The sequence below is a fragment of the Streptomyces sp. NPDC001787 genome, from assembly GCF_040297465.1.
Classification (GTDB): Bacteria; Actinomycetota; Actinomycetes; order Streptomycetales; family Streptomycetaceae; genus Streptomyces.
The window spans coordinates 115,766-130,888 of sequence record NZ_JBEOZE010000026.1 but is presented as its reverse complement, the minus strand read 5'-3'; the positions used below and the strand labels follow the sequence as shown (position 1 = coordinate 130,888).

General features: G+C 70.9%; 15 protein-coding genes and 1 rRNA gene. 2 read left to right on the top strand and 14 right to left on the bottom strand.

The genetic code is table 11. The features are described from left to right. A 5S ribosomal RNA gene (gene rrf / locus ABT170_RS40660) occupies positions 1–73 on the top strand; the annotation flags it as partial. Positions 74–191: 118 nt separating this feature from the next. Here rrf and ABT170_RS30125 read toward each other — a convergent pair. The 4 genes from ABT170_RS30125 to ABT170_RS30110 form a co-directional block, all read right to left on the bottom strand. Continuing rightward, a complete protein-coding gene (locus ABT170_RS30125) occupies positions 192–857 on the bottom strand; it encodes a response regulator (protein ID WP_351872569.1) in 666 nt (221 codons plus the stop codon). After that, the gene (locus ABT170_RS30120; protein ID WP_329942260.1) at positions 854–2,167 is read right to left on the bottom strand and encodes a sensor histidine kinase; all 1,314 of its coding nucleotides are present in this window, start codon (positions 2,165–2,167) and stop codon (positions 854–856) included. Before ABT170_RS30120 ends, ABT170_RS30125 begins: the two co-directional genes overlap by 4 nt. Positions 2,168–2,375: 208 nt before the next feature. Further along, positions 2,376–3,215, bottom strand: coding sequence for an ABC transporter permease (locus ABT170_RS30115; RefSeq protein WP_351872566.1), 840 nt, complete (start codon positions 3,213–3,215; stop codon positions 2,376–2,378). Continuing rightward, complete coding sequence (locus tag ABT170_RS30110) at positions 3,212–4,147, bottom strand: ATP-binding cassette domain-containing protein (RefSeq protein WP_351872563.1); 936 nt, start codon at positions 4,145–4,147, stop codon at positions 3,212–3,214. Before ABT170_RS30110 ends, ABT170_RS30115 begins: the two co-directional genes overlap by 4 nt. A gap of 165 nt (positions 4,148–4,312) precedes the next feature. Between ABT170_RS30110 and ABT170_RS30105 the strand changes: the two genes are divergently transcribed. Beyond that, on the top strand, positions 4,313–4,885 hold the full coding sequence (locus ABT170_RS30105) for a GNAT family N-acetyltransferase (protein ID WP_329942239.1): 573 nt from the start codon (positions 4,313–4,315) through the stop codon (positions 4,883–4,885). A 15-nt stretch (positions 4,886–4,900) separates the two neighbouring features. Here ABT170_RS30105 and ABT170_RS30100 read toward each other — a convergent pair whose 3' ends face one another. From ABT170_RS30100 to ABT170_RS30055, 10 genes are all read right to left on the bottom strand, one after another. Continuing rightward, on the bottom strand, positions 4,901–6,523 hold the full coding sequence (locus ABT170_RS30100; protein ID WP_351872560.1) for a type IV secretory system conjugative DNA transfer family protein: 1,623 nt from the start codon (positions 6,521–6,523) through the stop codon (positions 4,901–4,903). Between the two features lies 1 nt (position 6,524). Then, entirely contained in the window at positions 6,525–7,943 is a 1,419-nt protein-coding gene (locus tag ABT170_RS30095; protein WP_266932364.1) for an ATP-binding protein, read from the bottom strand. A 189-nt stretch (positions 7,944–8,132) separates the two neighbouring features. Next, positions 8,133–9,683 carry an SCO6880 family protein gene (locus ABT170_RS30090; protein WP_329942237.1) on the bottom strand — a complete coding sequence of 517 codons (1,551 nt, stop codon included), beginning with the start codon at positions 9,681–9,683 and terminating at the stop codon, positions 8,133–8,135. Continuing rightward, positions 9,680–11,047 (bottom strand): hypothetical protein, encoded by a 1,368-nt coding sequence (locus ABT170_RS30085; RefSeq protein ID WP_351872555.1) that lies wholly within the window; start codon positions 11,045–11,047, stop codon positions 9,680–9,682. Before ABT170_RS30085 ends, ABT170_RS30090 begins: the two co-directional genes overlap by 4 nt. Then, positions 11,037–11,915: a DUF8175 domain-containg protein gene (locus ABT170_RS30080; RefSeq protein WP_329942235.1), complete on the bottom strand. Its 879-nt coding sequence runs from the start codon at positions 11,913–11,915 to the stop codon at positions 11,037–11,039. The genes ABT170_RS30085 and ABT170_RS30080 overlap by 11 nt, the downstream gene beginning before the upstream one ends. Positions 11,916–12,123: 208 nt before the next feature. Continuing rightward, complete coding sequence (locus ABT170_RS30075) at positions 12,124–12,432, bottom strand: DUF8827 family protein (RefSeq protein ID WP_015610155.1); 309 nt, start codon at positions 12,430–12,432, stop codon at positions 12,124–12,126. Between the two features lie 346 nt (positions 12,433–12,778). Beyond that, positions 12,779–13,408 carry a ribonuclease FAU-1 family protein gene (locus ABT170_RS30070; protein ID WP_351872550.1) on the bottom strand — a complete coding sequence of 210 codons (630 nt, stop codon included), beginning with the start codon at positions 13,406–13,408 and terminating at the stop codon, positions 12,779–12,781. A 111-nt stretch (positions 13,409–13,519) separates the two neighbouring features. Then, on the bottom strand, positions 13,520–14,452 hold the full coding sequence (locus tag ABT170_RS30065; protein WP_351872547.1) for an aldo/keto reductase: 933 nt from the start codon (positions 14,450–14,452) through the stop codon (positions 13,520–13,522). Positions 14,453–14,558: 106 nt separating this feature from the next. After that, positions 14,559–14,927 carry a DUF397 domain-containing protein gene (locus ABT170_RS40655; protein WP_502970583.1) on the bottom strand — a complete coding sequence of 123 codons (369 nt, stop codon included), beginning with the start codon at positions 14,925–14,927 and terminating at the stop codon, positions 14,559–14,561. Then, positions 14,920–15,114 carry a DUF397 domain-containing protein gene (locus ABT170_RS30055; RefSeq protein ID WP_329942232.1) on the bottom strand — a complete coding sequence of 65 codons (195 nt, stop codon included), beginning with the start codon at positions 15,112–15,114 and terminating at the stop codon, positions 14,920–14,922. Before ABT170_RS30055 ends, ABT170_RS40655 begins: the two co-directional genes overlap by 8 nt. Between the last annotated feature and the right edge of the window lie 9 nt (positions 15,115–15,123).

Genomic DNA, 15,123 nt, shown 5'->3' with positions numbered 1-15,123 from the left:
CCCGGAAGCTAAGCCTTTCAGCGCCGATGGTACTGCAGGGGGGACCCTGTGGGAGAGTAGGACGCCGCCGAACAATTTTTCCGGGAAAGCCCCGTACCGCAAGGTACGGGGCTTTTCTGCGTTCACCACCAGGACGGTTTCGCCACCCGTCCCGTATCCGTACCCGTCCCGTGCTCGTAGCCGCACTGCGTCTATGTCGGGGTGACCAGGCGGGTGTCGTACGCGAGGATGACGGCCTGGACGCGGTCCCGGGCTCCTGTTTTGGCGAGAATGCGGGTGACATGGGTCTTCACCGTTGATTCGGCGAGATGGAGGCGGGCCGCGATCTCCGTATTGGACCAGCCCTGGCCGATGACCGTGAGGATTTCCCTTTCCCGGTACGTGAGGGAGGCGATCCGGCTGTCGGTCGCCGTGGGGTCGCCGGGTGAGGCCGGGAGATGCTGTACGTAGGCGTCCAGAAGCCGACGGGTGAGGCTGGGGGCGACCACCGCGTCGCCGCTGGCGACCGCGCGGATGCCGGAGAGCAGCTCCTCCGGCAGGGCGTCCTTGACGAGGAAGCCGCTCGCTCCGGCACGGAGGCCGTCGTACGCGTACTCGTCCAGGTCGAAGGTCGTCACGATGAGAACGCGGGTGGGGGCACCCGACCTGATGACGCGGCGGGTGGTCTCGATGCCGTCGAGGCCCGGCATACGGATGTCCATCAGCGCGACGTCCGGGTGGTGCTGTGCGATCAGCTGGAGTGCCTCGGTGCCGTCGGAGGCTTCGCCGACGACCGTCATGTCGTCCTGGCTCTCCAGCAGCATTCGGAAACCGAAGCGCTGCAACGGCTGGTCGTCCGCGATGAGTACGGTCGTCACGGGGAAGCGTCCTCCAGGGGAAGGCGAAGTCGTACCTGCCAGCCGCCGTCCGGCAGTGGGCCCGCGTCGATTGTGCCGTCGTAGAGCGCGGCGCGCTCCCGCATACCCGCGATGCCCTGGCCCCGGTGCGGGACTCGGGAAGGCGGCGCGGGGGAAGCGGGAGTGGTCCGGCCGGTGTCCGCGGCAGTCGGGCCGGTGTCCGTGATCCGGGTTTCCAGGTCCGTACGGCTGTAGGCGAGGGTGACCGCCGCCGACAGTCCGGGGTGGGCGGCGGCGTGCTTGAGCGTGTTCGTGAGCGCCTCCTGCACCACGCGGTACACCGTCAGTTCGCGTCCCGGGGTGAGGGATTGGGCGTACGGCGTTCCGTGGATGTCCAGGTGCACGGGCAGGCCGGCGGCTCGGACGGCGGCGATGAGGGGTTCCAGGTCGTTGAGTGTCGGCTGGGGCGCGCGGTCGGCTCCGGAGTGGTCCTCGCGCAGGATGCCGAGCAGACGGCGGAGTTCGGCGAGGGCCTGCCTGCTGGTGGTGCCGATGGCCTCCAGGGCCTGGGCCGCGCGCTCGGGCGACTTCGCCGCCGCATAGGCCCCGCCGTCCGCCAGCCCTGTGATGACGGAGAGGTTGTGGCCGATGATGTCGTGCATCTCGCGTGCGATGCGGGTGCGTTCGGCGGCGGCTGCGAGGCGGGCCTGCTGGTCGCGTTCGTGTTCCAGTCGGTGGGCCCGCTCGACGAGGGCCTCGGTGTAGTCCTTGCGGGTGCGGACCGCGATCCCCAGCAGGGCGACGAAGGCGAAGCCCCAGAGGTAGGAGACCAGTTGCTGGCTCCACACCACGGGGATGCGCGCTGCCCCGGCCGCGGCCGGGGCACACATCAGCAGGCCGGCCCCGGCAAGGGTCCTCAGCGGCAGACGCAGCGCGATCTGGAACGCGGGGATCAGTTGGAGGAAGGCGGCTTGGACCACGGCGCCGGTCCAGATGTTGACCAGTGACACCGGTGCCATCAGGACGAGTACGGTCACCGGATGTCTGCGCCGCCACAGCAGCGGCACCGAGAAGCACAGGGTCATCAGCAGGACCAGCGGTTCGGGCGCCTCCACGTCGCGGGCCACCGTGCGCCAGCCGCCCGAGGTGAAGTCGAGCACCGCGACCAGGACCCAGAACGCGGTCACCAGGACATCCCAGACGGCGGGCCGGCGGCGGTCGAAGGCACGCAGGCGGTGCAGTCGGCCCTGGATGTACCGGGTCAGCGGGGCGGTACCCGTGAACCGGTCCTGGTCGCGCCCGTCCCCCTGCCCGTCCACATGCGCCTCCACCTGACCTTCCACCTGCCCCTCCGCAACCCGCTTTCGCTGCCTTCCCTGCCGTTCCGGGAGCCGCGGGACTTCGGTGGACGGGCTGTGCCGCGTACCGCCGTGTGGTTCTGTGCGTGCCTCGTTGTCCGTCACCGGGCCATCCCCGTCCGTTTCCGTGTCTGTGTCCGTCGCGCGGTCGTCCTCTTCGTGGTGCCGCGGGTGTCCGTTGTCAGGCGTCCCGGTGCCGCAGCAGGAGAGCGGCGGCACCCAGGACGGCCGCTGCCCACAGGCACAGGGCGAGCAGGGCCGTTCCTGGGGAGGCGGCGTCCGGGAGCGGGGTGGCGGAGCCGAGTGCCCCGGCGGCCTGGGTGGGGAAGTACGTGATGGCGCTCTCGACGGTCTCGTACGGGATCATGCCCAGGATCTCCGGGACGATCATGACTCCGCCGATGAAGGCGCCGATCGCGCCGGGTACGGAACGGAACAGTGCGCCGAGACCGAGCGCGATGAGGCTGAGCAGTGTGATGCCGGCGGAGTTGCCCGCCACCGCTCGCAGCATGCCCGGATCGCTGAGGGAGGCGGCCTGGTCGGTGTCGTGGAGGAAGAGCTGTGCGGCGGAGAAGGTGATCAGCCCGGTCACGAACATGACCGAGAACGCTGAGGCGGCGAACACCGCGGCCTTCGCCCACAGGACGGGGAGCCTGCTCGGTACGGCGGTGAGCGAGGCGCGGATCATGCCGGTGGAGTACTCGCCCGCGGTGACCAGGATGCCCAGGACCGCGATGCAGAGCTGCCCGAGCAGGGTGCCGTAGAGCGTCAGGATGACCGTGTCGACATCGGAGTCACCACCACCGGATGTGTAGGTGCCGCCCATGATCAGGCCGATACCGAGGACCAGGGCGGACGCCGAGACGATGGTGACCCAGGTGGAGCGCAGGGACCAGAGCTTGTGCCACTCGGAGCGCAGGACACGGGCCGGGGTGATGCGGTACGGGAGTCGGACGGGGGCTGTGGGCCCGGTGGGGACAAGCCCTGCGGTGTCGGGACCTGCGGTGTCGGTGGTCGTCATGCTGCGGCTCCGGTCGCGGGAGTGGCTGTGGCTCGGTACTCGACCGACTCCTGGGTGAGGTCCATGAACGCCTGTTCCAGGGACGCGCTCCGCGGCGTGAGTTCGTGCAGCGCGATGCCGTGGGCGGCGGCGACGCGGCCGATGTGTGCCGCGTCCGCGCCGCGGATCTCCAGCTCGTCGGGGGCGTCCGGCCGTGCGGTGATCTTCGTGTCGGGCGCGGCGAGGAGTGCGCGCAGCGCGGCTGCCCGTGGGGTGACGACCTTGACGTGGGCTCCGCCCGCTGTGCGGATCAGGTCGGCGACGGTGGTGTCGGCGAGGAGACGGCCCCTGCCGATGACGATGAGGTGGTCGGCGGTGAGGGCCGTCTCGCTCATCAGATGCGAGGAGATCAGGACCGTACGGCCCTGTGCGGCGAGGGACTTGAGGAGAGTACGGATCCAGAGGACGCCCTCGGGGTCCAGCCCGTTCACCGGCTCGTCCAGGATGACGGTGGCGGGGTCGCCGAGCAGGGCGGCGGCGATGCCGAGCCGCTGGCCCATGCCGAGCGAGAAGCCCTTGACCCGCCGGTGTGCGACCTCGGTGAGGCCTGCCAGGTCGAGGACGTGCTCGACGCGCCCGCGCGGGATGCCGTGGGTGTGTGCCAGTGCCATCAGGTGGTTGAAGGCGGACCGCCCGGGGTGGACGGACCGGGCCTCCAGCAGGGCGCCGACCTCGGTGAGGGGGGCGGTGTGGGTGGCGTAGGACCGCCCGCCGATCGTGGACCGGCCCCGGGTCGGCGCGTCCAGGCCGAGCAGCATGCGCATCGTGGTCGATTTGCCGGCGCCGTTGGGGCCGAGGAAGCCGGTGACGGTGCCGGGGCGGACGGTGAAGTCGAGGCCCTCGACGACGGTCTTGTCCCCGTACCGCTTGGTGAGTTCGTACGCCTTGATCATGCCGTCGACGCTACGGAGCGGGCGCGCGGTGGTCGTCCGACCGGGGGCGGGATGTCGGCGCGGGTGTAGTACCGGGGTACGACGCGAGGGCGGCGCGGGGTACGACGTCGGCGCGGCGGCGAAACGGGTTTGCCCGGACGGTCCGCGGGAGTCCAGGATCGGCCCATGGACTACGTGATACGCCCTGTGAGGGCCGATGAATGGCCGCTGGCCAGGGAACTTCGCCTGGCTGCCCTCCAGGACCCGATGGCGCCCCTCGCGTTTCTGGAGACGTACGGGAGTGCGCTCGGGAAGCCGGACGAGTTCTGGCAGGGCAGGACGGCCGACGCCGCCGCGGGTGTGGACGTGATGCAGTTCGTGGCCGAGGCGCCCGATGGCGCGTGGGTGGGGACCGTGACGATGCTCGTCGAGCGGCCGGAGGGCGAGGTGCGCTTCGGGGACGCCCCCGAGGTGAACCAGGGGCATCTGGTCGGGGTGTTCGTGCGGCCGGAGGTGCGTGGCACGGGGGTGACCGACGCGCTGTTCCGGGCGGCGGTCGACTGGGCCTGGTCGCTGTCCGATCCGTGGCTCGAGAGGGTGCGGCTGTATGTGCACGAGAACAACCTGCGGGCCGCCGCCTTCTACCGCCGGTTCGGTTTCGTACCGTCCGGGCAGACCGTCCCCGTGCCCGGTGGCGCGGGTGACCGGGAGCCGGGCCGGGAGCCGGATCTGGAGCTGGAGTACGTCCTCGGGCGGTAGCGCGGGGTTCCTCCGCTATCCGCGGCCGGTGGCGGGCAGTTCGAGGTGCTGCTGCCAGCGGGCGCGGCCCTGTTCCTGTGAGCGGAGCAGGACCAAGGTGGGCATGCCCTGGTCCTGACCGGTCGCCAGCAGCTCCGGGAGCTGGGGAAGGGGAGCCACGGCCGCGACGTCGTCGAGGACGAGCGTCATTGGTGGGTCGAGCCGACCGTCGGATGACCGTGCGGCCATGCGGCGGCCGTGCTCGACCACGTATGAGGTGAGCGCGGTGAGGAAAGGCATCGCGCCCGGCCGGTAGCGGGGATCCTCGATGGGTTCGCCCACTGCATAGAGCGTTCCCCCCTCGGCCCCGAATGATTCCAGTGCGAGTGAATCCGCTCGGTTTGCCGTGCACGCCTCGCGGATGTGGACCGAGGACAGGGCCGAAAGGGCCCGCACGGTCAGTTCCTGGGCCACCTCGCGGCGTTCCGGGTAGGCGGTGAAGGCGGACTCCAGCAGCCCGGCGAGTCCGGAGGCGGCCTTGGGGTGGGTGCGGAGCAGGCGCACCGGTTCGTGGGCGCTTCCGCCCAGTGCCCAGCGGTGCACCTGGCGGAAGGGGCGGCCGTCCACCGCGGCGGCGTGCAGCCAGCACTGGAGCAACGTTTGTGCCGTGTCGGCCGTCGCCGCGTCGATCCGGGCCTGCGGCCTGACCGGGGCGAGGAGCGCGGCGGCGCGGGTGGCGGCCACTTCGGGCTGCTCGCAGCCGGTGGTGGGCGACCAGTGCAGGCGGGAGGGGGTGTCGCAGAGGTGGCCGGGGTCGTAGACGTGTACGGGGCCGAGCTTGCCGCGGGCGTCCTTCGTCTCGGCCCAGACGGTGGGGTCGGAGGTGACGACGAGCACGGGGCCGTCGGCGTCGCGGATGGCCTGGACGACGGTGGGGCGGCGGGTGGCGGCGGGGGCGTAGAGCAGGAAGGGCGCCCGGGGGGAGGGGAGGACGGCGGGAGGCGCGGGCTCCGCGAGCGGCGAGTGGGGCACGGGTGCTGCGGGGGCCGTGGGAGCCGTGGGGGTTATGGGGGCGGTTTCGGTCGCCGCGGTCGGGGTGTGCGCCGATGTGTTCGGCGTGAAGGCGGTGGCGGCCGGGGCGGCGGAGGGCTCGGCGGGGGTGTGTTCGGTGGGTACGGGGGCGGCCGGGGTTTCCTTGCCCTCCGGCGCCCCTCCGCCGCGTACGGACGACGTGGCCGGGGTGTCGTGCACCAGGCCCATCCGCTCCTCGCGGCGCCGCTGCCGTACCGCGCGGCCACGGGCCACCACCCCCAGTACGAACACCGTCAGCACCAGCAGCACCATCAGCTCACCGATCAACAGGCCCCAGAACAGCCCGTACCCGGAGAGCTGGGCCGGTGGCGTGTGCGGCCAGGCGCCCGGCAGGTCGCTCGGTGCCGCGATCAGTTCGCGCAGGGCCTGCGGGGTCCGGGTGAACGCCACCCCGTCCGGCCAGGCACCGTGCGCGAGGAGTCCGGCCAGGCCCGTGGCCGTCCAGGCCAGCAGGGTCAGCGCGACGAAGAAGCCCAGGAGGCCGATCAGCAGGCCGTCCGGGATGCCGCCGCCGCTCCGTTCGTCCTCGCGCCCACGTCCCGTACCGTGCGCTGCCTGGCGTGCCATGTCATGCCACCGTTGACTCGGACGACTCGTTCAGCCGTTGCTGGTTCTCGATCCGGGCCGCGCGTTGCTCCGCCTCCAGCTCCGCGGCTCGTACGTCCTCGGGCAGCAGATCGGTGTCGGAGCCCTCGGTCATCGCGCGGTCGGTGAAGACCAGGGGGCGTTCCGCTTCCGTGATCAGGTGTTTGACCACCTGGACATTGCCGTTGACGTCCCAGACGGCGATGCCCGGTGTGAGCGTGGGAATGATCTCGACCGCCCACCGGGGGAGGCCGATGACCCGTCCGGTCGCTCTCGCCTCGTCGGCCTTCTGGGCGTAGATCGTCCGGGTCGAGGCCATCTTCAGGATCGCCGCCGCCTCCTTCGCCGCGGCACCGTCCACCACGTCGCTGAGGTGGTGGACGACGGCGACGAACGACAGACCGAGCCGCCGGCCGAACTTCAGCAGGCGCTGGAAGAGCTGGGCGACGAAGGGCGAGTTGATGATGTGCCAGGCCTCCTCCACCAGGAAGATGCGTTTCTTCCGGTCGGGCCTGATCCACGTGTGTTCCAGCCAGACCCCCACGATCGCCATCAGGATCGGCATGGCGATCGAGTTGCGGTCGATGTGCGAGAGGTCGAACACGATCAGCGGGGCGTCCAGGTCGATCCCGAAGCTCGTGGGGCCGTCGAACATGCCGCGCAGGTCACCGTCGACCAGCCGGTCCAGGACGAGTGCGACGTCCAGTCCCCAGGCCCGTACGTCGTCTATGTCGACGTTCATCGCCTCGGCCGATTCGGGCTCGGGGTGGCGCAGCTGTTCCACGATGTCCATCAGGACCGGCTGGCGGTCGGCGATGGTCTCGTTCACATAGGCGTGCGCGACCTTGAGCGCGAAGCCGGAGCGCTCGTCGAGCCCATGGCCCATCGCGACTTCGATGATCGTGCGGAGCAGGGCGAGCTGGCCGGTGGTGGTGATCGACGGGTCGAGCGGGTTGAGCCTGATGCCGCCGTTCAGCGCCGCGGTCGGGTCCAGGCGGATGGGAGTTATCCCCAGCTCCTGGGCGATGAGGTTCCACTCGCCGACACCGTCCTCGCCCTGGGCGTCCAGGACGACGACCTGGCGGTCGCGGAAGCGGAGCTGGCGCAGGACGTAGGTCTTCTCCAGCGCGGACTTGCCGTTGCCGGACTCGCCGAGGACCAGCCAGTGCGGGGCGGGGAGCTGCTGCCCGTACAGCTGGAACGGGTCGTAGATGTAGCCCTTGCCGGAGTACACCTCGCGCCCGATGATCACGCCGGAGTCACCGAGGCCGGGGGCGGCGGTGGGCAGGTAGACGGCCTGGGCCTGGCCCGTCGACGTACGGACGGGCAGCCGAGTCGTCTCCACCTTCCCGAAGAGGAAGGCGGTGAAGGCATCCGACAATGCGGACAACGGGTCTCGCATGGCGTGACTGCCCTCTCTCTCGGGTTCCGGTCTCGGTGGAGTCGGTGGGTGGTGGTGGGGTGGGGGTGGTGTCGGTGGTGCTCGTGGTCGGGGCTCCGGGGCCTGTGCTCCGGGGTTCCGCGGGCTGGGGTTCTGCGCTCCGGGGTTCTGCGGCCGGGGTTCCGGAGGCGGGTCGGGCGGGGCCGCCGGTCAGCGGCGGATGCCTGTCGCGAACGGCAGGGTGTTCACGAAGGCCCGGTGGTGTTCACGGTCGCACCACTCCAGCTTCAGATAGGACTTGCCGGCCGAAGCCCGGATCGTCCGCTTGTCCCGGGCGAGGGATTCGGGTGATCGCGACGACACCGTGATGTACCCCACCAGGTTCACCCCGGCCGCGCCGCTCGCCAGATCTTCACCCCGCTGGTCGAGCCGCCCGTGGGCGGCGATGTCCCGGGGGTCGACGGTGCGGTTCATCTTGGCCTGACGGCTGGCCTCGGCCTCGTCGTTCGTCTTCTCCGTCAGCATGCGCTCGATGGCGACCTCGGTGGGTTCGAGGTCCATGCAGACCGCGACCGTACGGATGACGTCGGGGGTGTGCACGAGGAGCGGGGCGAGGAAGTTGACGCCGACCGGGGTCATCGGCCACTCCTTCACCCAGGCCGTGGCGTGGCACCAGGGCGCGCGGGTCGAGGACTCACGGGTCTTGGCCTGGAGGAACGTCGGCTCGACGGCGTCCAGCTCGGCAGGCCAGGCGTTGCGCTTCGTCATCGCCTGGATGTGGTCGATGGGGTGGTCGGGGTCGTACATCGAGTGGACGAGCGAGGCCAGCCGGCTCTGGCCGAGCGGCTGGCGTACCCGGATGTCGGCCTCGGCGAGGCGGGCGCAGATATCGGTGAGCTCGCGGGCCATGACGACCGCGAGTCCGGCATCGCGGTCGAGCCTGCGGCCACCCTGGGGACGGGCGGCGCGGGCGATGGCGTGGCCCTCGGCGGCCAGCTCCCGGCTGTAGTGCATACAGGCGACGAGATAGGCGCGGTGCTGCTCACTGGAGGTGGAGACCATGGACTGGAGCTGGTCGTAGGACTCCTGGAGCCAGCCGGGGGCGGTCTTGTCGCCGCGCTGGGCCACGTCCTTGGCGTGTGCGTCGGGGTCGGCGGGCAGCGTGCGGGCCAGCATCTGGATGCGGGTCACGAAGCCGTCGCCGTTGGCCACGTGCTTGAGCAGGGTGCCGAACCGGTCGACCAGGGCTTCCTGGTCCTCGCTGTCGCGGAGGCCGACGCCCGGCCCCTCGATCTCGATGGCCGCGGTGACCGTGCGGCGGTCGGCGTGCAGGAGTACGGCGATCTCGTCGGGGCCGAAGGGGGCCGCGAGCCAGCTGATCCGGCCGATGCCGGGCGGCGGGCCGATCTCGACCTCACGGCCGTCGGCGCTGACGCCCGCCTCCATGGCGGAGGAGCGGTACGCGGTGCCGCGGCGCAGGGACCGCTTGAAGCTGCGGTTGATCTCGAACCACTTGTAGAACGTGCGTTGCTTGTACGGGACGTACACGACGGCCAGGGCGAGCATGGGGAAGCCCATGAGCAGCACGATCCGCAGGGACAGGACGGGGACGATCAGCCCGCTCATCATGCCGAGGAACGCACCGGCGATGATCAGGGCGATCTCGCCGGTCTCGCGGTTCTTGCCGACGATCGCGTTCGGCCGGGCGCGGCCGATGAGATACGTACGGCGGGGCGTGATGGTGTGGGACTGGGTCGTCAACGCCCTCCACCTCCTGTGCTCGTGTTACCTGTGCTGCCTGAACCGCCCCGGGAGGAGCGGCTGCTGTGGGGGGTGCCGGAGGTGGGGCCGGATCCGCTGCGGGGCGAGGGCGTGGAGCCGCCGCCTCCGCCGGTGCTGCGGGAACTGTGCGCGGCGACACCGCCGCTGACGGGGTTGGAGGGGCGGGCGCCGCCTCCACCGCCGCCGCTGTTCTGGTCGTTGCGACCGCTGTGGGTCTTGATTCCCTGGGAGACGAGGGCGGCCGGGGAGCTGATCAGGGCGGCGGCCTGGGCGCCGTCGGTGGCCTGCTTCCGGTTGGTGCGGGCGCCCTGGATCTCGTCGCCGAAGCCGGGCACGAAGCGGTAGATCATGGCGGAGGCGAAAATGGCCAGCAGGATGATCGCGAGGCCGGAGACGACGGCGGAGAAGGCGTCCGGGCCGTCGTCCTCGGAGAGCGCCCCGGCCAGGCCGAGCACGATGACGATGACCGGCTTGACCATGATCACCGCGATCATGATGCCTGCCCAGCGCCGGACGTGGCCCCACATGTTCTTGTCGACCAGGCCGGCGTACACGACGATGCCGAGCAGCGCGCCCACGTAGAGCAGGGCGGCCCGGATGACGAGCTCCAGCCACAGGACGCCGGCGGCGAGGATCGACACGAGCGAGACGACGATCAGCATGATCGGCCCGCCGCCGATGTCGGTGCCCTTCTTGAGGGCCTCGGCGAACGACCCGAAGAAGACATCGGTCTGACCGCCGGTGGAGGTGGCGATGACCTCGGTGACGCCGTCGGTCGCGGAGACGATCGTGTAGAGGATCAGCGGTGTGAACGCGGAGGCGAGGACGGTCAGCCAGAGGAAGCCGACGGCCTCGGAGATCGCGGTGGTGAGCGGAACGCCGCGGATGGCGCGCTTGGCGACGGCGAGCAGCCACAGCACGAGGGTGAGGATGGTGGAGGCCGCGAAGATGACGGCGTACTGCTGGAGGAACTTGGGGTTGGTGAAGTCGACGTTCGCGGTGCTCTTCACCGCCTCGCTGAGCTTGCCGACGATCCACGCGGCGGCGTCGGCGCAGCCCTTGGCGAGGGAGGAGAGGGGGTCCAGGGAGTCGGTGGTGGGGGAGAGGGAGCGGGAGCCTCCGTTGCTGGCCTTCTCCCCGTCCTCGCAGTAGTCCTTGGCGAGACCGACGATGAGGTCGCACGGGTTGTCGCTCTTGCTCGGCGACGGGCTGGGGGTCGGTGTCGGTGTGGGTGTGGGCGACGGCTCGGCTGATGCCCGCGATGCCAGCAGGATGACCGTGGCAGGAAGGCTGCCCAGGACCGTGGTGAGTGACAGTGCGCGGAAGCGACGGCTATCGGGCATAGGTGAACCCTCCATATCCTTCGACCGCTCCGGCGATCTCGTCGGCGGTCGATGCCCGGTCGCCGCTGTTGACCGGCGTCGGGCCCTCGGCCTGGGACGACGACTCGATCTTCCAGTCGCCCCCGACCCACTTGAGCTTCTGGGAGATGGTGACCCATGTTTCGGTGACGGGCTTGGTGGAGCCCTGGCCGGCCATTCCGACCAGGCCCGTGCACCACACCTCGACGGTGGCCGTGTCGCCGCTGCGCGCGACCAGCTTGGTCCCCACCGGTACGGTCCGGGAGACGAACGCCAGCCCCGCGGGGGTGGTGCCGTCGGCGTTCAGCCCGACGTTCCGGTAGAAGTCCGGGGAGTAGGCCCGGTCCAGTTCGGCCTGCAGACCGCTGACGACCGCGGGGACGTGCGTGGCTTGGATGATGCCGCGACGCGCCTCGGTGTCGAACATCTCCGCCGATCCCAGCGCCACCGCGTAGTTCGCCGCCGCGCTCTGCGCCCCCTGCTCGTCATGCGCGAAGCCCGAGGCGATCGTTCCGGCCGCGCTGTCGGTACCCGTCACGGGCTTGGTGCCCGTGGCCGCGGTGGAGGTGGCGCCCTTGGTGCCCGGCTTCCTGCTGTCGCCGGTGGCCTCGTCGTCGTTGCCGCCGCCCCGGTTGGCGAAGGCGATGGCCGCGATGAGAAGGACGACGATGCCGACGACGGTGACCAGGGAGCGGGAGTTGCGGGCGGGCCGGCGGGGGTGCGGGGTGCCGGTGTCGCTGTCGGGGAGGCGCGTACGGGTCTGGCGGGTACCGCCGAGGGTGCTGTACGGATCGTCCGTGCGGACGCCCTGGTCCTTGCCGCGGTAGTCGTGGTCGTCGCCGGGACTCATGCCGCGTACGCTCCCTCGGTCGTGTGCGGATCCGCGCAGGACGACGGTAGCTGTGCTGGTTGCCGCTTGGACGCGGTGTGGTGACTCGACATCAGGGAGACGCAACCTCAGCCGGTGGGCACGACGGGCGGATGGTGGGGGGTGGGCTGGGACGGCCCGGGTGTGGGACGGGTGCGGAAGGGCGGAGGCAGGGCCGTCCGACGGGCGGTCAGACAGCCATGCCGTACACGATGGTGAACAGGGTGCCCAGCGAACCGATGATGAACACTCCGGTCAGGCCCGCCACGATCAGGCCCTTGCCCTGCTCCGCGCTGAAGGTGTCGCGCAGCGCCGTCGCCCCGATGCGCTGCTTCGCCGCGCCCCAGATCGCGATGCCGAGGCAGAGCAGGATGGCGATCGCCATCACCACCTCGATCATGATGCGCGCCTCGTTGCCCAGCGTCCCGAACGGCCCCCAGTTCGGGGCGATTCCGCCGATGATGGTGGTGATGTCGCCCTTCTCAGCTGCCAGGATCATGTAAGTCACCGCCCCTGTTGGGTAGTTCGATGCCCGCGCCGAACCGCCCGGGTCGCCTTCTATCTTCGCTGATGAAACCGCGTCCGCACGACGCCTTCCCGGGTCTCTTTACCCGGATCTCGCACGTTTGACCGGGACAGCCACCCTGACCTGCGGCTCATGTCCGTTTTCACGCACTTATGCATAGTCACTCTGTGTATCACGCGAGGTGACCACGGGCAACGACGATGGCCATGGGTTCCCGATGCGGTCGCAGCGTTGGCGGGGCACGGGGTGTTCGTATGCGCCGTTCGAGAGCCGTCGGTGCGCCGGTCGGTTTCGTGGGGATTCACAGGTTGAGGGGGATTCACAGCACGGTCCTGCCGGGACGCGGCGGGAGCGGCGGAGTCCTCCAGCGCCGAGGCGGCCGGAAGTCGCACCAGGTGCCGTCGAACGGAAAGGCTCCGGACTCCGCCAGCCGCGCCATCCGCTCGCCCTCGGAGCGGATGGCCGCGGCTTCCCCGGCCGACCAGTAGGCGGGATGCCCGGTCTTCTCGGCGAACGACCGCTCGTCCTTCCAGCGCCAGGTCCGGTCGGGCGCCACGGTGATGTCGAGTTCCTGGTCGACCACGTCGATGTCCTCGCCGCGGCGCACACGGTGCTCCAGGTTCACGTACCAGCCGCGGAACCTGTGCCGTCGGCCGAAGAACCAGAACACCGCGTGACCGGCCCCGGCCGGCTGGAGGATGAGCGCGCTGCCCATGGGCCACCGGTCGGCCCTCGCCGCGTATCCGCCGGCCGGGCGGTCCTGCGGCGGGATGTCGCGGAGGTGCGCACCACCCGGCAGTTCGGTGCGCCACATCGGTGTGCCGGTCTCCAGCCAGACCAGCCGGCCCGCCTTCGTACGCTCGACGAGCCGTACGGGTACGGAGGAACTCAGGTGGCCGCCGATGAAGAGGTTCCAGCGGAGTATCCGGCCCGGGGCGTCGTCGTCCATCGGGGGATCATCCCCGCGAGGGCCCCGGACATGTCCTTCGTCCGACCCTCGCCACATGTCCCTCGCCACATGTCCTTCGTCTGTCCCGTGTCGGTGCCCCGGGTGCCCCGGCTATGCCTCGGTCCCGGCCGGGGCTTCGAGCAGGGCCAGTTCGTCGGCCGTGAGCCGGAGCGCGCCCGCGGCCACGTTGTCGGCGAGGTGGTCAGGGTTGCCGGTGCCGGGGATGGCCAGGACGTGCGGGCCGCGGTTCAGTGTCCAGGCCAGCCGGACCTGAGCCGCCGTCACGCCGTGCGCACGGGCGACGCCGAGGACCCGCTCGTCGTCGCCCGTACTGCTCGCGCCCGCCTCGCGGCCAGCGCCGGCGATGGCGAAGAAGGGGACGAAGGCGATGCCCCGCTCACCGCAGGCGTCCAGGAACTCGTGCTCCTCGCGCGGTGCGCCGACCGCGTACGCGTTCTGGACGCAGACCACCGGCGCGATGGCCAGCGCCTCGGCGAGGTGATCGGGACGGGCGTTGGAGATCCCCAGGTGGCGGATGAGCCCGGCCTCGCGCAGTTCGGCCAGCGCGCCGAAGTGTTCGCCGATCGATCCGGTCGTCTCCTTACGGGGGACGCGCAGATTCACCACGTCGAGGTGGTCGCGGCCGAGCTGGCGCAGATTCTCCTCGACCTGTCCCCGCAGCTGCTCCGGCCCGGCCCAGTGCCAGTTCCCCCATGTGTCGCGTCCGGGACCGACCTTGGTCGTGATGACGAGGTCGTCCGGGTAGGGGGCCAGTGCCCTGTTGATCAGCTCGTTGGCCGAGCGCAGCGGCGAGAAGTAGAAGGCGGCGGTGTCGATGTGGTTGACGCCCAGTTCGACCGCCCGGCGCAGTACGGCGAGGGCCCGGTCGCGGTCGCTGGGGGTGCCGTCCGCGTTCTCCGTGAGGCGCATCGCACCGTAGCCGATGCGGTTGACCGACAGGTCGCCGAGCATCCAGGTGCCGGAAGCGGCGGCTGCCACCGGTGGCCCGGCCGGGGCCGCTGAGTCGTTCTTCTGTGAGGACATCAGCGGATGATGGCACGGGTGGGCGCGCGGCCGGGCCCATGCCCGTACCGCATCCGTGGCGGTACGGGGGAACTCGGCCTGCGGGGCCCTCGGGGGCTACGGGGGCTCAGGGGGCCTCGGGGCGGGCGGCGGGTCCTTCCGCATCGCTGCCGGTGTCGCTGCCGCCGCGCGTGCCGCTGCCGGGGTGGCCGCCGGGGTGGCCGCCGGGGTGGCCGCCGGGGTGGCCGCCGGTGTCGCTGTCCGCTTCGATCTCGGCGAAGTGGTCGAACTCGCCGGCCAGGACCCCCTTCACGAACGCTTCCCACTTGGTCCGGGTCGTCGTGACCACCGTGGCGGGGTCGCTGGTCTCCCGGAGGTGAATGAGATCGTCCCCCTGGCCCTCGGCCACTTCGATCCAGGGGCCGGGGCCCTCCGCCTCGCCCTCGGGGGCGGCGCGGATCCAGCGGAGCTCGTCGGGGAGCGGCCGGTCAGACATCGTTCCCCCTCTCCTTGACGGCGCGGACGAGTGCGGCCCAGGCGGGAGGAGTGGTGCGCAGGACCGCGCCGCCGGGGTCGCCGGTCTCGGTGAGTCCGATCGTTCCGCCGGGGGCGGTGGCGATGTGGATGCACGAGTCGCCCTGGGCGCAGTAGGACGACTTCTGCCATCCGTCGTAGGTGGGCATGAACGCTCC